Origin of the sequence: Gilliamella sp. App4-10, from assembly GCF_001690495.1 — a bacterium.
GTDB classification, from domain to species: Bacteria; Pseudomonadota; Gammaproteobacteria; order Enterobacterales; family Orbaceae; genus Gilliamella; species Gilliamella apicola_G.
In genome coordinates this window covers 12,382-33,783 of sequence record NZ_LZGS01000037.1, presented here as the reverse complement: position 1 = coordinate 33,783, position 21,402 = coordinate 12,382, and the positions used below count along the sequence as shown (strand labels likewise).

Sequence of the window (21,402 nt, the reverse complement as noted above, 5' to 3'; positions counted from 1 at the left end):
TATTATCCCTATCTCAAGTAAAAAAAAGAAAACAAATATTCGAGATCATTCAGTAGAAGCGAATTTATTTTTGCGTCGAGCACTGATTGCTTTTGTTGCAATTATTATTTTAATCATTGTGTTGATTATTAACCTAGCTGGGTTACAGATTTTGAATTATAGTTATTACAGTACGAAATCGAATGATAATCGTATTGAAATTATTCCTACACCACCTAATCGTGGAATGATTTATGATCGTAATGGTACGCCATTAGCGATTAACAATATTACTTATCAATTAAATATCATTCCCGATAAAACTAAAAATCTCAATGAACAACTTAATGAACTAAAAAAAATTGTTGATTTGACAGATGAAGATATTGAAATATTTCAAAAAGAACGTCGTAATTATAAAGCTCACCGTCCGGTGCCATTGAAAGATAATTTGACCGAAAAACAAATAGCACGTTTTGTCGTGGATCAACATCGTTTTCCGTTTGTTTCTATTCTTGGCATACAGCATCGTTATTATCCATATGGCGCATCACTAACTCATATCCTTGGCTATATTTCTAAAATTAATAGTCAAGATAAACAGCGTTTAGAAAATGAAAATAAAACTAGCGATTATGTAGCAACATTTAATATTGGGAAAATGGGAATAGAAAGGTATTACGAAGACGTATTACATGGAACGCCGGGTTATGAAAAGGTTGAAGTCAATAGCCGAGGTCGTATTGTTCGCCAACTAAATCAACATCCACCGCAAGCGGGCGAAGATATTTATTTATCTATTAATCTTAAATTGCAACTTTATATTGAGCAATTATTGACTGGACGTAAAGCGGCGGTAGTGGCTATTGATCCTAATAATGGGGAGATTTTGGCCTTGGTTTCTAGCCCAAGTTATGATTCTAATCCTTTTGTTGGGGGGATTTCAAATGCTAAATATAGTGAATTGCTCAATGATCCTAGCAAGCCACTTTTTAATCGTGCTTTACTGGGCGCTTACCCCCCTGCTTCGACAGTAAAACCTTTTATTTCTATTGCGGCTTTAAGTGAAGGCGTGATCACCCCAAAAACCGTGATTAACGATCCCGGTTGGTGGCAATTACCTGGCACTGAACGACGTTACCGAGACTGGCTTAAATGGGGGCATGGCCGCGTTGATGTATTAAGAGCAATTGAAGAATCAGTTGATACCTACTTTTATCAAGTTGCTTATGATATGGGCATCGATCGCCTAAATTTATGGATGACTAAATTTGGTTATGGTGAACGAACAGGTATTGATATTTCTCCAAACGAAGAAACTCGAGCGGTTATGCCGAGTCGTGAATGGAAAATGAAGCGTCATAAAAAGTCTTGGCTACAAGGTGATACGATACCAGTTGGTATTGGTCAAGGTTATTGGACGGCAACCCCAATACAAATGGCTAAAGCATTAACCACGTTAATTAATAATGGTAAGACCTATACTCCCCACTTTTTATTATATAAAAAGAGCGATATTTTAAATTCAAATGAACATCAACCAATAGTTAACCCTGAAAAATATATAGAAAATAATAGTCTAATGGATGTTAAACCAATTTATTGGGCATTAGCTAAAGAAGGTATGCACCGTGTTATGTTTGGGACACGAGGAACAGCACGTAAGATTTATGCTGATGCAAAATATCAAGCAGCAGGTAAATCGGGGACCGCACAAGTTTATGGTTTGAAATCTGATGAAATTTATAATTCAAATAAAATCCCCGAACATCTGCGAGATCACGCTTTGTTTGTTGCTTATGCACCTTACGATAAGCCAAAAATAGCGTTAGCTATTGTTTTAGAAAATGGCGGGGGCGGAAGCTCTAACGGTGGTGCGGTTGCGCGTAAAATATTAGATTTTTACTTACTTGGTAATAATTCAACCGAGCTAGATGAACCTTCACCTAATACAGGAAATGAAGACTAATGATGAATAATAACAAAAAATCTTTTTGGCAAAAGATACATATTGATCCTTTGTTTTTTTCATTTATTACTTTATTACTTGGTTATAGTCTTTATATTCTTTGGAGCGCAACCGGGCAAAGTATCGACATGATGCAAAAGCGAGTAATTCAAATATTGCTTGGATTTGTTGTAATGATTGTGCTGGCTCAGTTTTCTCCTAGAACCTATGAAAAGTGGGCGCCGTATCTGTATATTGCTTGTATTATCATTCTATTATTAGTCGATATTTTTGGTTATACCAGTAAAGGCGCACAGCGTTGGTTAGATTTAGGTATATTGCGATTTCAACCTTCAGAAATAGCTAAAATAGCGGTGCCATTAATGGTTGCCAAATTCATTCATCGTGATGGATGTCCGCCGCCATTAAAAACTACGTTACAAACCCTTGCCATAATTGGTATACCGACGTTACTTGTTGCTATGCAACCGGATCTAGGTACGGCAATATTAATTGTTATGTCAGGAATTTTTATTATTTTTTTAGCAGGAATAAACTGGCGTTATATTCTTATTGCAGTAATTTTAATTGCTGTCTTTTTACCAATTATGTGGTTCTTTTTAATGCATGATTACCAACAAAAACGCGTATTAATGTTGATCAATCCTGAACTCGATCCAAGCGGAGCCGGCTATCATATTATTCAATCGAAAACAGCGATTGGATCCGGTGGTATATGGGGTAAAGGTTGGCTAGAAGGCACACAATCACAACTCGAATTTTTGCCTGAACGACATACTGATTTTATTTTTTCAGTTATCGCTGAAGAGTTTGGTTTTGTTGGCTCGATTGTTTTGCTGATTCTATTTTTATGCTTAATTGTAAGAGGGCTTATTATTGCTGCACAGGCACAAACCACATTTGGTCGAATCTTATCTGGTGGACTAATTTTAGTATTTTTTGTTTATGTGTTTATTAATATTGGTATGGTCAGTGGAATCTTACCAGTAGTTGGTGTACCATTACCTTTAATAAGCTATGGTGGTTCATCTTTAGTCGTATTAATGGCAAGTTTTGGCATTATGATGTCTATCCACACACATCGATATATGTTATCTAAAAATATTTAACGGAATTGTAATAAATGAAAAAGAAATTTAAATTATCTTTTGCTTTGTTTGCGCTTGCAGTTTGTTCATCAGCATCAGCAGAAATGGCTTTTCCTATTCCAGCCATTCCACAACTAAATGCTGAGTCTTATATTTTAATCGATGCCAAATCAGGTGAAATTTTAGCACAATATAATGCCGAGCAGCAGCGCGATCCGGCAAGCCTAACTAAAATGATGACCAGTTATGTGGTAGGGCAAGCATTACAGTCAGGTCGTATAAAAAATGATGATATGGTTGTGGTCAGCAAAGACGCTTGGGCAACGGGTAACCCTGTGTTAAAAGGGTCATCATTAATGTTTTTAGAGGTCGGTAAAACGGTATCGGTTTCTGATCTTAACAAAGGTATTATTATCCAATCAGGTAACGATGCGTGTATTGCCATGGCTGAGCATGTTGCCGGCAGCCAAGGAGCCTTTGTTAATTTAATGAATGATTATGCCAAGAAAATTGGACTAAATCATACCCATTTTGAAACTGTTCATGGGCTTGATGCGCCAGGGCAATACACAACAGCCAAAGACATGGCATTTTTAGGGCAAGCCTTAATTCGTGATTTACCTAAAGAATATTCTATTTATAAAGAAAAAGAATTTACCTATACGCTATCAAAACCACAACATAATCGAAATGGATTACTTTGGGATACCACATTAAATGTAGATGGCATCAAAACAGGCCATACCAATGCCGCAGGCTACAATTTAGTTGCTTCAGCGGTTGATGGTAATACGCGTTTAATTTCAGCGGTACTGGGTGGTCGCACCTTTAAAGGTCGTGAAGAAGAAAGTAAAAAACTATTAGTCTGGGGTTTCCGCTTTTTTGAAACTGCAAATCCTGTTAAAGCAGGAACGCCATTAACGACAGAAACGATTTGGTATGGTGATGAAAATAAAATTCAATTAGGTGCGATTAATGGATCTTACATCACTGTACCAAAAGGCCGCTCTGCAGATGTGCAAGTTGAATATAAAATTGATAATTATATTTATGCCCCAATCACTAAAGGCACAACTGTCGGTAAAATGCAGTTTCTATTAGACGGTCAAGTGATTAATGAACAACCCCTTGTTGCCTTACAAAATGTTGAAGAAACAGGATTTTTTGGTGGTCTATGGGATTGGATAAGCTTACAGTGCCATAAATTATTCAGCTAGTTTCTATTATTATCGTTCTGTAAGCGTTAGCTTACAGAACGGACATATTTCTTCAAAATAATACAAACTAATATAGAAATAGTCATCCAAAAAAATTTCAGAAAATCCATTGATTTTATTTGTTTTTTTGTTTTGTGTTTGCTTGTTAAATGAATACTGAAAAGTTTAATAAAACTAATTAAAATCGCTAATAGCCTATAAATACAAATAAAGCTGGCAATCTTATACTATTTATGGTATAAAACGCGCGCTACATTTTCGCATTATTTTTTGCAAAAGTAATGGCGAATAAAAGTATTACATTTAATGATTAATTAACGTTATAACACACACATATCATTACACTTTTCCGGGGTGCCTTTTACTTTATGTGATTAGGTCGGTTAAAGCGGATATGTGGAGGCATAACCCCAACGTCAAAATGAGGAAATCATGACTACAGTATCAATGCGCGATATGTTACAAGCGGGTGTACACTTTGGACACCAAACTCGTTATTGGAACCCAAAAATGAAACCATTTATTTTTGGTGCACGCAATAAAGTTCATATTATCAATCTTGAAAAAACAGTACCATTGTTCAACGAAGCTTTAGCTGAATTAAACAAGATTGCCGCTCGTAAAGGTAAAATTTTATTTGTTGGTACAAAGCGTGCAGCTAGCGAAGCAATTAAACAAGCAGCTGAAAGTTGTGGGCAATACTATGTTAATCACCGTTGGTTAGGTGGTATGTTGACTAACTGGAAAACAGTACGTCAATCAATCAAACGTCTAAAAGATTTAGAAACACAAGCTAGTGATGGTACATTTGATAAATTAACCAAAAAAGAAGCACTTATGCGTGCTCGTGAAATGGCTAAATTAGAAAATAGCTTGGGCGGAATTAAAAATATGGGTGGCTTACCCGATGTGATCTTTGTGATTGGTGCAGACCACGAACATATCGCTATCAAAGAAGCTAACAATTTAGGTATTCCAGTCATTGCTATTGTTGATACTAACTCAGATCCTGATGGAATTGATTACATCGTACCAGGTAATGATGACGCAATTCGTGCAATTCAATTATATGCTAATGCAGTTGCTGAAGCAGTACGTTCTGGTCGTGAGCAAAACCAATCTCCAGTATCTGAAGAAAGCTTCGTAGAAGAAGCGCCAGCAGCAGAGTAATAAACTCAAATATTTTCAGGGTCGATACTTAATGCTATCGACCCATTCTAATGAAAGTTATCACAATGGTTAAATAGAGGATTAAAAAATGGCTGAAGTTACCGCTTCTATGGTAAAAGAACTGCGTGAAAGAACGGGCGCAGGTATGATGGAATGTAAAAAAGCATTAGTTGAAGCTAATGGTGATATCGAACTTGCAATTGACAACATGCGTAAATCAGGTCAAGCAAAAGCCGCTAAAAAAGCGGGTCGTGTTGCGGCTGAAGGTGTTATTATTTCTAAAATTTCTGCAGATAAAAAATTTGGTGTTATCTTAGAAGTTAACTGCGAAACAGACTTTGTTGCGAAAGATGCTGGATTTTTAGCATTTAGTGATAAAGTTGCTGAAGCAGCATTAACTGAACGCACTAGCGATATTGCGGCACTGCAAGCTAAATTTGAAGAAGAGCGTACAGCGTTAGTTGCTAAAATTGGTGAAAACATCGGTATCCGTCGTGTTGCAGAGATTTCTGGTGATGTGGTGGGTAGTTACCAACATGGTGCGCGTATTGGTGTATTAGTTGCTGCTAATGGTGCTGATGATGAATTAGTTAAACATATTGCAATGCACATTGCGGCAAGCAAACCAGAATATGTTGACCCAAGCGATGTTCCAGCTGATGTGGTTGAACATGAACGTAATATTCAAATTGATATCGCAATGCAATCAGGTAAACCACGTGAAATCGCTGAAAAAATGGTTGAAGGTCGTATGCGTAAATTCACTGGTGAAGTATCACTAACTGGTCAACCATTTGTTATGGAGCCTTCAAAAACAGTTGGCGATTTATTAAAAGAGAAAAAAGCTGCAGTAGCTTCATTTATTCGTTTTGAAGTGGGTGAAGGTATTGAAAAAGTTGAAGTTGACTTTGCTGCAGAAGTTGCTGCAATATCGAAACAATCTTAATCGTTTCAAAAAACCGCCGTTATGGCGGTTTTGTTTATCTACAAAATATTTTAAAATTACTACCGGCTAATTTTTAGCTTCTTGAGTAATTAAATAACGAAATAGTGAGACTTCAGTATGGTGACCCCTTTCTATAAACGTATTCTTCTTAAACTCAGTGGCGAAGCACTACAAGGCGACGAAGGTTTTGGTATTGATGCAACCGTTCTAGATCGCATGGCGCAAGAAATTAAAGAGCTAATTGAAATGAATGTTCAAGTTGCTGTTGTTATTGGGGGCGGTAATCTATTTCGGGGTGCAGGGCTTGCTAAAGCGGGAATGAACCGCGTTGTTGGCGATCATATGGGGATGCTAGCAACTGTAATGAATGGTCTTGCGATGCGAGATGCATTGCACCGAATTGAAGTTAATGCCCGTTTAATGTCAGCGATTCCATTAAATGGTGTATGTGATGATTATCGCTGGACCGAAGCAATTAGCTTGCTTCGTCATGGTAGAGTGGTTATTTTGTCTGCTGGAACAGGCAATCCATTTTTTACCACCGATTCAGCAGCATGTTTACGTGGTATTGAAATTGAAGCTGATGTTGTTTTAAAAGCCACCAAAGTCGATGGTGTTTATTCAGCCGATCCCGTTAAAGATCCAACAGCAACACTTTATAAAACGTTAAGTTATGACAAAGTCCTTGATGATGAACTTAAAGTGATGGATTTAGCTGCATTCACATTAGCAAGAGATCATAATCTACCCATTTGTGTCTTTAATATGAATAAACCTGGTGCTTTGCGTCGCGTTATTTTAGGTGAACAAGAAGGGACATTAATTAATAACAAGGCAACAGTAACCAGTTAATTATCTTTATTTTAAATAAGGCTTTTATTATGTTAAACGAGATTCAAAAAGAAGCGCAAACGCGCATGGAAAAAAGCATTGATGCGTTTCAAAATCATATTTCTAAAGTTAGAACCGGTCGTGCGTCACCAAGCTTATTAGATGGCATTATGGTTGAATATTACGGCAGCCCAACGCCACTGCGTCAACTAGCCAACATCGTTGCTGAAGATGCAAGAACGCTAGCTATCACTGTATTTGATAAATCATTAACCCCAGCTATTGAAAAAGCAATTTTAACGTCTGATTTAGGGTTAAACCCAGCATCAGCAGGTACTGTTATTCGCGTACCATTACCACCACTAACAGAAGAACGCCGTCGTGATTTAACTAAAATTGTTCGTAACGAAGCGGAACAAGGTCGTGTATCTATCCGTAATATCCGCCGTGATGCTAACGATCAAATCAAAGCGTTACTAAAAGATAAAGAAATTTCAGAAGATGATGAACGTAAAGCACAAGATTTAATCCAAAAAGCGACAGATGCCGCAATTAAAAAATTAGATGCAGTGCTTGCCGATAAAGAAAAAGAGTTAATGGAATTCTAATCCTTTTACTTTTTTTCTTTTCTTCTAAATGCTCTGTTTTATAAAGCAGAGCGTTTTTCCCTTGAAAAACTAATTTTTATGCTGAAACCTATTTTAGGATGGAAAATACCAATATAAGTAATCTAAATTTTTATTGGTTGATAGGAAAAATCTTTTTCTTGTTAATCATAAGCAATAATTTATAATGATTAATTACTGGACGTCCGATATTACTATCGCTTAGTGATTTTATGTATTATTCAATTCAATTCTGTATAAGGATTATCAACGATGGCAAAATCTAATGTACCTGCAACAAAAGGCACAATGATATTAGATAAGCTAATACAGATTCTTTTTTCTGAACGAAATTTCGAAGGTTGTGAAGAATTTGAGTTCCGTAAAGATTTGAAGCCTTTTCCTCAAGGAGACTTAATTGGGGATCAATTGTGGGCATTTTTTTATGCTTGTAAGGGAGATGTTTCAGCTGCATTATCGCTATTTGAAAAATCTTTTTCTTATAATGAACCTTATTTTATGATGAATTATATAACCTATTTATTTGATATAGGATTCATTAAAAAACATATTGCAGAAATCATTAGGGCAAATAATCAAATTTCAAATAACTCTAATTTTTTAATACATTTGTTTGATGCATATTTATGGAATGGTAATTTTGAGGGAATTAATAAAGTATATCAAGAAATTGATAAATTAAATAAAAAAGATGTTATTTCTGGGTTATCTCAACGCCTTAATTCATTGCGTCAATTTCAAAGTAATTTAAAATTGAGTGATGAAAATATGCAATTTTTACTTAAAACTTTTCTTGATATAGCAGATACTTATCGGTTATCACATTCTCAAATTTGTTGTGAGTATTATCCAGACGATGATATTAATATTATGATACTAACAACCAACGACACTGATTTTGTACGTTTGGCTAAAATAGATGGTGAGTTGGCTGATAAAATTGCTGAAAATGAACACCTTCATGATAAGGCTTTCGGTGTCTCTATTCGTTATCTAAAATCTGAATATCAAGTTATTACTTAGAAGGCGAAAGTAAGTGTCAGTAAACTGCAAAGACTTTCTCTCTTTTGCTGAAGATTCATTAAAACGAAATGATGAAATCGGTTATCGTAATGCAATTGCTAGAGCGTATTATAGTTGTTACCATGCTATCTTATCTTCAATCAATTTTAGATTACCTAAAGATGAACCATCTCATAAAAGTGTGAGCGATTATTTAGCAGCTCCGGGTAAAGATGAAGCCATTCCAAGAATGAAATTAATTTCTTTAAGGGCAAGATTGTTAGAGCAAAAAGCACTTAGAATTAAATGTGATTACCATTTACAAGAAACATTAGACAAAAAAGAAGTCGAACTTAGTATAGCTAAAGCTAGAAAATTTATACAAGATATAGAAGAATTTATACCTTTATCAAATGATTCAGCGCCAAACTCTTAACTATTACTACCTTTAAAAATAGCCCATTTAAAAAATCTAGAAAGTCCTCCCCCAATGATAACGGTAAAAAAGCATTTAAAAATGTAAGATAGACAGATGTGATATTTACTTTTTTACTATTATTCAACAAAAAAACAATCTAATTATCCTCAACAAAACTAGCATATACTCCATGCTTTTAAGGCATATGTAACTATAAAATATAAGTATTTTACATGGATTGATAAAGTGCCTATACTTTTTTGAAGTTAGCTATTTAAACTATTTCTGCTTGTGTTATCCGCTCTGATCTTATCTATATAGATAAGTTGGCGCTTTGGTTTAGAGGCACTTACTAGCCAAGAATCCAACGTTAGTGACGCTATGGAGCTAGTTAACTAAAAGGTACTTTATGTAATGAAAACACGCTTATCCAGTCAAACAGAACCAGAAAAAGCATCTCATTGGTCTGCTGTTTTTTCATTATTTATGGGAGTAACCAGTCTTATTTCGGCTGAGTTTATTCCTATCAGTTTGTTAACGCCTATTGCTCAAACATTACATATTACTGAAGGAATGGCAGGTCAAACGGTTACCGCTGTGGGTATTTTTGCTGTTATTGCAAGTTTGACACTGGCGCCACTAACAAACAAAATAAATAGACGATTAGTGTTATTAACGCTCTCTATTTTATTGGTGAGCGCTAATATATTAGTCGCATTTACACCTAATTATATCATGCTATTGATGGGGCGCAGCATATTGGGGATATGTGTTGGTGGCTTTTGGTCTATGGCCTCAGCGGTAACGCTACAACTTGTACCGACAAAAGATCTATCTCGTGCATTAAGTATTATCTATGCCGGTGTCTCAGTGGCAACAATTATTTCACTACCATTAGCAAGCTATTTAGGCAATCTGATTGGTTGGCGAAATATTTTTTTGCTATCGGCATTACTGGGCGCTATCGCCTTTATTTGGCAATTTATTGCATTACCTACTTTACCTGCACAGCAAGGTAATAGTTTTAAAAATATGTTTTTTCTCTTAAAACAAAGCTGGATAACGATAGGAATAGTAGCCACAATATTTAGTTATGGGGGATATCACATATTTTTTACATACTTAAGACCATTTTTAGAAAATAATCTTGCCTTACAAACAAATACCCTCTCTACGCTTTTGCTTCTATTTGGTATTGCTAACTGTATTGGTACCCTTATTGCCGGTATTGTGATGGGCAAACAATTTAAAATAACGATGATAGTCGTTCATTTTATTTTATTAATGCTTGCTATTATTTTAATGTTTATCAATAAAAACATAATATTTAACATGTTGCTGGTTATTGCGTGGGGGTTAATGTTTGGTTTTATTCCGGTAGGTTGGTCTACTTGGATTGTACGTACACTTGCTGATAAAGCCGAAATGATGGGCGGATTATCCGTTGCGGCGATTCAGTTTTCTATCGGATTGGCAGCGGCAATGGGAGGCTTCATTTTTGATCATAAGGGGATGCAAGGTATATTTTTTAGTTCTGCGCTAATTTTTTTATGTGCCTTGATATTAATTAAATTCAGCTTTTGGTTATTTATTCGTGTAACAGGACGTTCTATTGCATAGTAAGATTTTTTACAATTGATTGAAAATATTAAATTAATATTCACTTATTAAAAGGATCACATTAATGAAAAAGGGGTTATTTTATTTCAAAGATAGTACTGCTTTAATCGTCTTTTTAAGTCTTTTTGGGTTATTTTTATCACCATCAGTAATGGGAGCCGATATGTCTAACAATGCGAATAATTTTTATCAAAGCGATAATGTCACTATGCAAAAAGTTAGTTTTCTAAATCAATATAAAATGAGTGTGGTTGGAAACCTATTTATACCTAAAACGCTTGATGCCAAAAACAAATATCCAGCCATTATTGTTGGACATCCAATGGGTGCGGTTAAAGAACAAAGTGCCAATTTATATGCGACAAAAATGGCTGAACAAGGCTTTATTACATTAGCTATTGACTTATCCTTTTGGGGCGAAAGTGAGGGACAGCCACGTAATGTTGTATTGCCCGATATGTATGCAGAAGATTTCAGTGCAGCAGTTGATTATTTAGGTACTCAAACTTTTGTAGATCGTCACAATATTGGCGTAATTGGTGTTTGTGGTAGCGGCAGTTTTGTTATTAGTGCCGCTAAAATTGATCCACGTTTAAAAGCCATTGCGACGGTAAGTATGTACGATATGGGTTCGGCCAATCGCAATGCTCTTCACCATTCGTTAACACTTGAACAGCGTAAACAGATCATTAAACAGGCGGCAGAACAACGTTATGTTGAATTTACTGGGGGGCAGACATTATATACAAGTGGTACGGTCAATAAAGGGCAACTCAAACCCGAAGATGGTCCAATTGCCCATGAATTTTACGATTTTTATCGTACGCCTCGGGGTGAATATACTCCATCCAGTTCAACGCCAGAACTAACGACTCACCCAACATTAACCAGTAATGTAAAATTTATGAACTTTTATCCATTTAACGATATTGAAACCATTTCACCACGACCAATGTTATTTATCACAGGTGATCAGGCTCATTCTAAAGAGTTCAGTGAAGATGCTTATAACCGTGCAATAGAACCAAAAGAACTCTATTATGTAAAAGGAGCTGGGCATGTTGATCTTTATGATCGCATCCATTTAATCCCTTTTGATAAATTAACAACCTTTTTTAAAACGCATTTAAAATAGCGATTAATTTTTAATGAAATGTTGTTCCACAGCAAAGGGAGTCAGAATTACGGTGCTCCCTTTTTTACTCATCATTATAAAATGGCAGAAGAATATCAAAAATGTTCTTTTAGCTGTTTTAAAAACAGTTCAGCAGCTTTAGAAAATACATGATGTTTTTTCCAGACAATATTCACATCTACTTTTAATTTTGGATATAAAGGTCTAAAACAAAGCGGGTTATCGCCCGCTGTATTAATGAGTTTATCTAAACACAAGGCATATCCGATATGTTGTTCAACCATTAAAGCTGCATTAAATATTAAGTTATATGTTGCAATAATATTTAATTTTTCATCGTTTCGTTTAAACCATTGTTCAATGCTATCACTAACATATTTTTGTTGGGAAACAATCAGTGGTAATGACCATAAATCAGATGGAGAAATGACCTCAAGGTTTGCCAACGCACAATCTTTTCTCATTAAAACTCCCCATGTATCTTGTTGAGGAAGGCACAATGATTCATATTTTGTTAGATGAGTTGGTTCAATTAACACTCCAAAATCAAGTAATCCCTTATCAATACGTTCGGTGACATCATTTGCATTACCACTATAAATATGGATGCGGATGTGTGGGTAAACCTCTTGCATTGATTTAATCACACTCACCACCAACTTCATTGCATCGGTTTCACCACAACCAATATAAATATCACCACTAATATTTTCTGTGGGTGCTTGAAACTCTTCTTCTGTTTTATGCACAAGTTCCAGTATCTCCTCGGCACGTTTACGTAATCGTATTCCTTCATCGGTCAAGGTAATTCGCCTACTGCCACGAATAAATAGGGGGGTGCCAAGTGTTTGTTCAAGCTCCATCAACTGACGAGATAAAGTAGGTTGAGTTAGATGCAAATGGTTAGCGGCAGCGGTAATACTTTCTTCTTTAGCAAGAGCAAGAAAATAGCGTAAAATTTTTATATCTATCATTGTCCTTTTCCATCATCCTTGTTTAAAAATTCTTCGATTTTTATGTTTAAAAGATGCTATGTCAGAAAACAACGTGTTGTTTATATTTCATTATTAACATAATCATTTAAAAATTAACAAATGTTTTACCATAAATGACTTAAGTTGGATAGGTTACTCTTTGTTACCACTCAGTATTGCCGAGCGAGTTAATGGGTATATAGTACGGCAAGGTCAAAACGTCCGAAACCACTACACCTAATTCATTCTATGCACTAACCCAAAAAGGCCTGATTGTATGCCAAAACCAGTCAGGAAAGATATTGATTTTATTGGGTTTTTTATTTTGTTTTTTCCCAAAAAAACAAAAAACAACAACCTGTTTATTTTTATCTGTACTATTTTTTACAATTACCCATAATGTTACTATAATAACATTATCACCCTATATCTGTTATTAAAATAACATTTTACACCTAACAAATTCATTAAATTAGACATCAAAACTAAAAATTTTAAGGACATCACTATGAATTATGCAAAGTATATCGATCATACTTTACTTGCAATGAACGCAACAAAAGACCAAATAACCAAACTTTGTGAAGAAGCTAAACAATATCATTTTTATTCAGTTTGTGTAAATTCAGGCTATGTGCCTTTAGTGGCTAGTTTACTAAAAGGTAGCGATGTAAAAGTGTGTGCGGTGGTTGGCTTTCCACTTGGTGCCATGCTGACTAGCGCTAAAGCCTTTGAAACTGAAATGGCGGTTAAAGCTGGCGCGCAAGAAATCGATATGGTTATCAATGTAGGTTGGTTAAAAAGCAATGATTTCGATGCGGTTAAACAAGATATTGAGGCGGTCTTTAATGCTTGTGGCGCTGTGCCATTAAAAGTGATTTTAGAAACTTGCTTATTATCTAAAGACGAAATTGTTAAAGTCTGTGAAATCTGTAAGCAAATCGGCGTTGCTTTTGTTAAAACCTCAACAGGGTTTAGTGTATCTGGCGCAACGGTTGAGGATGTTAAGTTGATGCGTGATACCGTTGGCAATGAGATGGGTGTTAAGGCATCGGGTGGTATTCGTGATCGTCAAACGGCTGAAAAAATGGTTCAAGCGGGGGCTTCGCGTTTAGGGGCTAGTGCTGGTATTGCGATTGTTTCTGGTGATGCAATTTCGACCAGTGATTATTAATCAATGATATCAATTAATAAGCTACTTATGTAGCTTGTTACTGTTGATTTATGGGATCAGCATGGAAACACAATCACAAAAAAGAGTGAATGATCTTATTCAACTTTTAAAAAAAACAGATAAGATTCATTTAAAAGAAGCCGCTAAGTTGTTAGCGGTTTCCGAAATGACCATTCGCCGAGATTTAAATAACATTCCTACATCATTAACTGTTTTAGGGGGTTATATTGTTAGTGAAACTCGTTATCAAACAACGCAATATTTTTTATCAGACCAACAAGATAAACAAGTTAACGAAAAGTTACATATTGCTAAATTAGCAAGCAAACTTGTTTTTGCAAACGATACCATCTTTTTTGATTGCGGTACCACAATCCCTTTTATCATTGATGCTATTGATGATGAAATAACTTTTACTGCTATCTGTTATTCATTAAACGCATTTTTAGCATTACAAAATAAATCTAATTGTAAGACAATTTTATGTGGTGGTCATTATCAGGCTAATAATGCGATTTTTAGCACTATTGGACAGCATAGTGAATTCAATTCGATTTGCCCAAATAAAGCGTTTATTTCGGCCGCGGGGATCGATATTGAACAAGGTGCAACTTGTTATCATTTTGATGAACTTGATATGAAATTGCAGGCTATAAAAAAATCAGGTCAGAATATTTTGATTGCCGATCATACTAAATTTAATCAAGTTAAACCGGCTTTTATTGGTGAGTTAACGCTGTTTAATCAAATTATTACAGATAAAGTGCCAACCAAGGAATTTATTAATTTTTTAGCTAACCATAATATAGATTTAATGTATTAATATGAAAAATATCACAATTTTAGGGTCGACAGGTTCAATTGGTTGCAGTACGCTAACCGTTATTGCTCAAAATCCACATCTGTTTAAGGCGTATGCCTTAGTGGGTGGTAATAATGTTGCCAAAATGACTGAGCAATGTTTGATGTTTAAGCCTAAATACGTTGCCATGGCAACAGCGCAAGCGGCTAAGGAGCTAAGAGCAAATCTTGCCAATCTAAAATTGGATATTGAAGTGTTAAGCGGTGAACAAGCCATTTGTGATTTATCGCAGTTGCCCGAAGTCGATCAAGTGATGGCCGCTATTGTGGGTGCTGCTGGGCTAAAACCAACCCTTGCGGCAATTAAAAAAGGTAAACGTATTTTGCTTGCTAATAAAGAATCACTCGTGACCTGTGGACATCTGTTTATGCAAGCGGTTAAAGAGTATGGCGCTGAACTGTTGCCGGTGGATAGTGAACATAACGCTATTTTTCAAAGTTTGCCAATGGCAGTACAGCATAATTTAGGTTTTGCGAATTTGGCTGAACAGGGTATTACTAAAATAGTTTTAACAGGTTCTGGTGGGCCGTTTCGCGATTGGGAATTCGATAAGCTTGCATCGGTTACGCCAGCACAAGCGGTTGCACATCCTAACTGGTCGATGGGTAAAAAGATTTCTGTGGATTCGGCAACCATGATGAATAAAGGACTTGAGTATATCGAAGCACGTTGGTTATTTAATGCAAATGCTGACGAAATGGAAATTATTATTCATCCGCAATCGATTATTCACTCCATGGTACGTTATCAAGATGGTAGTGTGGTGGCAGAACTGGGTGTGCCTGATATGTGTACGCCGATTGCTTATGCTATGTCTTACCCCGATCGGGTTCCATCAAGTGTACCACCTTTGGATTTTTGTCAAATTTCGGCTTTAACGTTTAAACAACCTGATTTTAATCGTTATCCTTGTTTAAAATTGGCAATAGAAGCGTCCGATCAAGGGCAAGCTGCCACAACGGCACTTAACGCAGCGAATGAAATTGCGGTAGAAGCATTTTTGCAACATAAAATAGGTTTTATGGATATTGCCAAAAATGTAGCAAAAGTATTAGATCAATTGGCTTTCCCTGAACCATCGACTATTGACGATGTTTTTATGATAGATCAATGGGCAAGATCACAATGTGGTCTGTGTTAAATGCTATTTAATTTTTATAATCAATGGATTAAATAGGTCGTAAGGGCAGTCAATCACAATGACATTTTGAAAATATTGTGTTCAACTTTGCTGCCCTATTCATGCTTTATTGGCTAAGCGAGTTGTTTAGCCGTTAATGTTGGATTATCGCTAATAAAAGCTTGTAAAAATGTGCTATCGGGTAATGCCGTTAACGCGCCTTTTTGAGTGGTTGCTAAGGCACCGCACGCACTAGCGATCGTCATCATGCTTTCTAACATGAGTTTATCTTCAGGCATTCCCGATGACGCAATACTGCTAAGTAGTCCTGCCACAAAGGCATCGCCTGCACCAGTAGTATCAATACTATTTACATGATATGAATCAAAAGAAAATATTTTGCCTTGCCATAATACAATGCTGCCATCTTTACCTTTAGTAATTAATTTTAATGGTGCTTCATAGTGTTGTTGTAATTTATTTAATGCTTCATGCCAGTCATTGTCTTGAGTGAGCCAAAATAATTCTTCATCTGATAGTTTGAGTATATCGGCATCATGACAAAATTGCGTAATCGTTGTGCGCATTTCATCTTTATTTTCCCACATCTGCTCGCGCAAGTTAATATCAAAGCTGATCAAGCCATTTTTTGCGGTAAGGTTTTTAATAGCGGTTTTAAGCGTTTGTCGACAAGTATGGCCGACTAGCGCCAAAGAGCAAAAATGTAAAATATCTTGGTTAAAATCAGGTATCGCTTGCTCAGACAAAAATTGGTCGGCTGATGGCGAAACTAAAAAAGTAAAACTCCGTTCCCCATTTTGACCTAAATCAACAACAACAGTACTTGTTTTATAGTGATCATCTTTTTCAAGGCTTTGACAATCAACATGATAGTCACGGAACGTTTTTTCCATAAAATGACCAAAAGGATCATTACCAACACGGCCAATAAAAGCAGAAGGTAGCCCCAATTTAGCAATACCAATCGCCACATTGGCCGGCGCGCCACCTGCACAAGCTTTATAATTCATATCACCAAATGGTAACAAATCAATAACGGCATCCCCAAGGGACCAAACTTTAGTATTATTCATTTTTTAACTCGATTATAGTTAGTGACTAAGGTAATCTAATCTAGCGTAGAGGCAGATTATTTTAATTTTGTGAAATACGTCATCTTCTTGCCTTTTAATAAAGTCTTTGATGTTTAATTTATTATTGAATTAATGATGGTTATATTTTAAAAGTTTGTCATAGACTAAATCATTTGGCAAAAAATTCATTGTTAACGTTAAAAATGTGTGACTATCATCACATATTTTATCTCTAATTTCATTAACAGTTAACGTTAACAGTTAAATTAAGATACCATTAGATAAAGGTATCTAATATTGGATAAAAAAGGGGTTTTTATGTCTACTGCTATTGATAAAGCCAATCAAGCTGTTAAAGCGTTAGAAAAAGTGATGAATAAACAATACTACCCACATTTTCATTTAGCTCCCTCAGCAGGTTGGATGAATGATCCTAATGGTTTGATTTACTTTAACGGTCAATATCATGCTTTTTATCAGCATCATCCTTACGATGAAAATTGGGGGCCAATGCATTGGGGGCATGCTGTTAGTGATGATTTGGTTACATGGCGTAGATTGCCAATTGCGATTGCTCCTGATCAAGAATTTGATAAAAGCGGTTGTTTTTCTGGCTCAGCGGTCGATAACCATGGTGAATTATGCTTAATTTATACAGGTCATCTTTGGTTAGCAGGTCAAGGTAATGATGAGCAGATTCGGCAAGTCCAATGTTTGGCGAGTAGCAAAGATGGCATTCATTTTGAAAAGCAAGGCACAGTACTTGCGCCAAAAAATGGCATTATGCACTTTCGCGATCCTAAAGTGTGGCAACAAGATGGCAAATGGTGGATGGTGGTTGGTCAACGAACGCCAAATGATGTGGGGCAAGTTTTACTTTATTGTTCAGATGACTTAAAAAATTGGATATTTGATCATGTCGTGGTAAGTGATATCGATCCTGATGTTTATATGCTTGAATGTCCAGACTTTTTTCCACTGGGTGATAAATGGATTTTGATGTTTTCTCCACAAGGTATGAAAGCAACTGGCTACCAGTACCGCAATCGATTTCAATCGGGCTATATTGTAGGTAACTGGCAGCCAGGGCAACAATTTACAATTATTAAACCTTTTCAAGAGATGGATTTTGGGCATGATTTTTATGCACCGCAATCATTTCTTGCTGCTGATGGGCGTCGCATTGTGTTTGCTTGGATGGATATGTGGGAGTCAGCGATGCCAAGCAAAAACGATAAATGGGCTGGTGCATTTACGCTGCCACGTGAACTCACTTTAGATCAAGATAATAGTGTCCGAAACCGCCCGATTAAAGAACTTGAAGCATTGCGCGAAAAAACGGAATCATTTGGTGAAATAATGCTGAGTAATGAACTTAAACACACCAATATTCAATCTATTAGTTGCGAACTTAATGTTGAATTTGATTTAAATAAAAGCGATGCTGAACGTTTTGGTTTGCAACTTGCAGCCACTGGAGATGGTAAACAAGCAACGTTACTATATGTTGATTTACAATCCGATCGAATTATACTTGATCGCAGTTTATCCGGTCTTGAATTAAGCGGTTATCGTAGCGTACCGCTACCAAAAACAGATAAGCTAACTTTGCATATTTTTATTGATGCCTCATCTGTCGAGGTTTTTGTTAATAATGATTTGTATAGCCTTACGAGCCGTATTTACCCACAATTACCCGCCGAGCGAGTCATCAACCTCTTTGCTGAAAATGGAAAAGCGAAAGTGACAAAATTGGAAAGTTGGCAATTGAATTCTATTTATGCGTAATGTCTATTCACTGCCAATTGGCAGTGAAATTCATTTTAAAAAGATGACTTTTTTGTAAAGAAGTTTCAGAAAATAAATATATTTAATTAAAAAGTTTTAATTTACAAATGGTTATTCTATCACGCATTTTAACAAAATTAGAGTCAAAATCGATAACCGCCGGACGCATAAATGTAATCTCGAGAAGGTTAGGCACTGCTGTAGATGTGTTTACTTCTTGTCAAAATTTTATTCGGGCAGGTAAGTAGAAAAGCATAATATAGGTTCAGTCTTGCTAAATGATATTAATGGATTATTATATACATTTAATGCAATATTTGGATTCACAACTTTAACTATCTATCATATAACTAGATTAACCAAATAAGCGTTAACCGAAGGTCTCTTTCCCGTGAAATCATTGTCTGTACTATTGTCACTTATGATGTACTTTTGATGGATTTATGGTAAGGAAAATTGAATACTCAGGCTTGGTTTTGGGATTAAAGTGTTTATTTTAATTATGGTAGGGTTTAACTAGTCGGTACCTTAACCTGAGTTTAAAGATCTGTTTTGTTATGCGCCTTTTTCAGGATTTTATTTGTTATTTTTGTTCTTTATTTTCGCTTTCTTGTGCCATAATCTGATGTTACTCGGCTGAAAGTCCTCACCGTAGCATTTTTTAATAAAAGCTAGGTTCTTTTTAGGCAACACATCAGGTGGCAATGATGAGCATCATGATCTGAAGTCATTCCCAGTTCATTTGTGGAAAATGGTTAGCTGTAAGTTCAACGACTTGTTGCATATTAATAATTTTAAGTCTTGAATCAATTATCTTGCTAAGTCCGCGAGCCTCAATATCGTTGTCGATGATATAACAATGTTTGGTTTTGTTGATGATGTCATTGAATAGTGGATTATTTTGTATAGCCAGAATAACGCCATTTTGCCAGAATAATACGGTATCTTGAGCTGATATTAATTGTAGATCTATGGTTGATTGATTTGCTGTCGATATAGTATGTAACATTATTTTTTTCACTTTTTATACTGAAACGTAGTTTTTCCTGAATTTTTTTTAAAAATTAAGGTTATTTTGCTTGGTACATCTTTAATGGTTATTAGTATATAATAAGGACTATTTATTGAGCAAAGAATTCATCATGAAACCGATTATTTTAACTAATGAGCAAGAAACGATTTTGTTTGGTAGTAAAATTGCCAAACAGTGTTTAAACTATTTGTCTAAGCATGATGATACAATTGTTATCTATTTAATTGGTGATCTTGGTGCTGGTAAAACAACTTTTAGTCGTGGTTTTTTGCAACAATTAGGTCACATTGGTAACGTAAAAAGCCCTACTTATACGTTAGTAGAACCCTACCAGTTTGATAGTTTTTCTGTTTATCATTTTGATTTTTACCGGCTTTGTAGCCCTGAAGAGCTGGAGTTTATGGGAATACGTGAATATTTTGCTTTGCGCTCGATTTGTTTAATTGAGTGGCCAGAACAAACAAATGGTATCTTGCCGAGTGCTGATCTTGAAATTCATTTGGCTTATTTGGCGCATGAGCGTACAGTTTGCGTGCAAGCAAAAAACGAAAAAGGCCAAGCGATTATTAATTTATCACAATAGAAATAAACAATAAAAAGACAATGAAAAAACTACTCACTTTTTTTATATTATTACTGCTTTGTAGCTCTACTTATGCAGCTAGAGTTATGATTGCCGTTGATGCTGGTCATGGAGGTAAAGATTCCGGTGCAATAGGAAAAAATAAGTTATATGAAAAAACAGTGACGCTTTCAATCGCAAAAAAACTTACCAGTTTGCTAAATAAAGATCCCAATTTTAAAGGAGTATTAACCCGTAGCAGTGATAATTTTATCTCGGTTTCGCAGCGCTCCGAAATTGCTCGTAAAAATAAAGCCAATTTATTAGTTTCAATTCATGCTGATGCTGCACCAAATAGGAGTGCAACAGGTGCGTCGATATGGGTGTTATCAACTAAGCGTGCTGATACGGAACTTGGTCGTTGGCTTGAACAAGAAGAAAAACAGTCACAATTACTCGGTGGGGCAGGTGATGCTCTTAGTGATGATCATAATCCTCATTTAAGCCAAGCGGTATTAGATCTACAGTTTTCTTATTCTCAACAAGTGGGTTATAAGCTAGCAAAACATGTATTAAAAGAAATGGAAGGAATAATCAAGCTGCATAAATCTGTTCCAGAGCATGCAAGTTTAGGTGTATTACGTTCACCAGATATCCCGTCAATTTTAGTTGAAGTGGGTTTTATCTCTAACGAAGGAGAAGAAAAATTGTTAGGCAGTAATGCCCATCAAAATAAGATTGCAAAAGCTATTTATCAAGGTATAAAAAATTACGTTAAACAAAATCCAAAATTT

Annotated in this window: 19 protein-coding genes and 1 pseudogene; 17 read left to right on the top strand and 3 right to left on the bottom strand. The window is 35.7% G+C overall.

The window, feature by feature from the left end; genetic code table 11:
* Positions 1-10 precede the first annotated feature (10 nt).
* The 11 genes from mrdA (at position 11) to A9G23_RS07835 (ending at position 12,001) form a co-directional block, all read left to right on the top strand.
* Entirely contained in the window at positions 11-1,948 is a 1,938-nt protein-coding gene (mrdA, locus tag A9G23_RS07885) for a penicillin-binding protein 2 (RefSeq protein ID WP_065587092.1), read from the top strand.
* Positions 1,948-3,057, top strand: coding sequence for a peptidoglycan glycosyltransferase MrdB (gene mrdB, locus A9G23_RS07880; protein ID WP_065587091.1), 1,110 nt, complete (start codon positions 1,948-1,950; stop codon positions 3,055-3,057). The genes mrdA and mrdB overlap by 1 nt, the downstream gene beginning before the upstream one ends.
* 14 nt (positions 3,058-3,071) lie before the next feature.
* Positions 3,072-4,253, top strand: coding sequence for a serine hydrolase (locus tag A9G23_RS07875; RefSeq protein WP_065587090.1), 1,182 nt, complete (start codon positions 3,072-3,074; stop codon positions 4,251-4,253).
* Between the two features lie 432 nt (positions 4,254-4,685).
* Positions 4,686-5,423: a 30S ribosomal protein S2 gene (gene rpsB / locus A9G23_RS07870; protein WP_065560530.1), complete on the top strand. Its 738-nt coding sequence runs from the start codon at positions 4,686-4,688 to the stop codon at positions 5,421-5,423.
* A gap of 88 nt (positions 5,424-5,511) precedes the next feature.
* Positions 5,512-6,369, top strand: a complete 858-nt coding sequence (tsf, locus tag A9G23_RS07865) for a translation elongation factor Ts (RefSeq protein ID WP_065587089.1) — start codon at positions 5,512-5,514, stop codon at positions 6,367-6,369.
* Positions 6,370-6,486: 117 nt separating this feature from the next.
* A complete protein-coding gene (pyrH, locus tag A9G23_RS07860; RefSeq protein WP_065587088.1) occupies positions 6,487-7,221 on the top strand; it encodes a UMP kinase in 735 nt (244 codons plus the stop codon).
* A 29-nt stretch (positions 7,222-7,250) separates the two neighbouring features.
* Positions 7,251-7,808: a ribosome recycling factor gene (gene frr / locus A9G23_RS07855; RefSeq protein WP_065587087.1), complete on the top strand. Its 558-nt coding sequence runs from the start codon at positions 7,251-7,253 to the stop codon at positions 7,806-7,808.
* Positions 7,809-8,078: 270 nt separating this feature from the next.
* A complete protein-coding gene (locus tag A9G23_RS07850) occupies positions 8,079-8,849 on the top strand; it encodes a hypothetical protein (protein ID WP_065587086.1) in 771 nt (256 codons plus the stop codon).
* A gap of 13 nt (positions 8,850-8,862) precedes the next feature.
* Positions 8,863-9,264, top strand: coding sequence for a HEPN domain-containing protein (locus A9G23_RS07845; RefSeq protein ID WP_065587085.1), 402 nt, complete (start codon positions 8,863-8,865; stop codon positions 9,262-9,264).
* A 396-nt stretch (positions 9,265-9,660) separates the two neighbouring features.
* Positions 9,661-10,866, top strand: coding sequence for an MFS transporter (locus A9G23_RS07840; protein WP_065587084.1), 1,206 nt, complete (start codon positions 9,661-9,663; stop codon positions 10,864-10,866).
* Positions 10,867-10,930: 64 nt separating this feature from the next.
* Complete coding sequence (locus A9G23_RS07835) at positions 10,931-12,001, top strand: alpha/beta hydrolase (RefSeq protein ID WP_065587083.1); 1,071 nt, start codon at positions 10,931-10,933, stop codon at positions 11,999-12,001.
* Between the two features lie 95 nt (positions 12,002-12,096).
* Here A9G23_RS07835 and A9G23_RS07830 read toward each other — a convergent pair whose 3' ends face one another.
* On the bottom strand, positions 12,097-12,972 hold the full coding sequence (locus A9G23_RS07830; protein WP_065587119.1) for a LysR family transcriptional regulator: 876 nt from the start codon (positions 12,970-12,972) through the stop codon (positions 12,097-12,099).
* Positions 12,973-13,483: 511 nt separating this feature from the next.
* Between A9G23_RS07830 and deoC the strand changes: the two genes are divergently transcribed.
* The 3 genes from deoC to ispC all read left to right on the top strand — a co-directional run bounded on the left by deoC (position 13,484) and on the right by ispC (position 16,152).
* Entirely contained in the window at positions 13,484-14,149 is a 666-nt protein-coding gene (gene deoC, locus A9G23_RS07825) for a deoxyribose-phosphate aldolase (protein WP_176700249.1), read from the top strand.
* Positions 14,150-14,210: 61 nt separating this feature from the next.
* Entirely contained in the window at positions 14,211-14,972 is a 762-nt protein-coding gene (gene deoR, locus A9G23_RS07820) for a DNA-binding transcriptional repressor DeoR (RefSeq protein WP_065587081.1), read from the top strand.
* Position 14,973: 1 nt separating this feature from the next.
* Positions 14,974-16,152, top strand: a complete 1,179-nt coding sequence (gene ispC, locus A9G23_RS07815) for a 1-deoxy-D-xylulose-5-phosphate reductoisomerase (RefSeq protein WP_065587080.1) — start codon at positions 14,974-14,976, stop codon at positions 16,150-16,152.
* A gap of 113 nt (positions 16,153-16,265) precedes the next feature.
* Here ispC and A9G23_RS07810 read toward each other — a convergent pair whose 3' ends face one another.
* Positions 16,266-17,225 (bottom strand): aminoimidazole riboside kinase, encoded by a 960-nt coding sequence (locus A9G23_RS07810; RefSeq protein ID WP_065587079.1) that lies wholly within the window; start codon positions 17,223-17,225, stop codon positions 16,266-16,268.
* 318 nt (positions 17,226-17,543) lie between these two features.
* On the opposite strand from A9G23_RS07810, the gene A9G23_RS07805 reads away from it, so the two are divergent.
* Positions 17,544-19,013: a glycoside hydrolase family 32 protein gene (locus tag A9G23_RS07805; protein WP_065587078.1), complete on the top strand. Its 1,470-nt coding sequence runs from the start codon at positions 17,544-17,546 to the stop codon at positions 19,011-19,013.
* Between the two features lie 727 nt (positions 19,014-19,740).
* On the opposite strand, the gene tusB is transcribed toward A9G23_RS07805, so the two are convergent.
* The gene (gene tusB / locus A9G23_RS07800; protein WP_065587077.1) at positions 19,741-20,022 is read right to left on the bottom strand and encodes a sulfurtransferase complex subunit TusB; all 282 of its coding nucleotides are present in this window, start codon (positions 20,020-20,022) and stop codon (positions 19,741-19,743) included.
* A gap of 133 nt (positions 20,023-20,155) precedes the next feature.
* Here tusB and tsaE point away from each other — a divergent pair, with 133 nt between their 5' ends.
* A complete protein-coding gene (gene tsaE, locus A9G23_RS07795; RefSeq protein ID WP_065587076.1) occupies positions 20,156-20,629 on the top strand; it encodes a tRNA (adenosine(37)-N6)-threonylcarbamoyltransferase complex ATPase subunit type 1 TsaE in 474 nt (157 codons plus the stop codon).
* A 62-nt stretch (positions 20,630-20,691) separates the two neighbouring features.
* Positions 20,692-21,396 (top strand): annotated as a pseudogene (locus tag A9G23_RS07790) (N-acetylmuramoyl-L-alanine amidase); the annotation flags it as partial.
* Between the last annotated feature and the right edge of the window lie 6 nt (positions 21,397-21,402).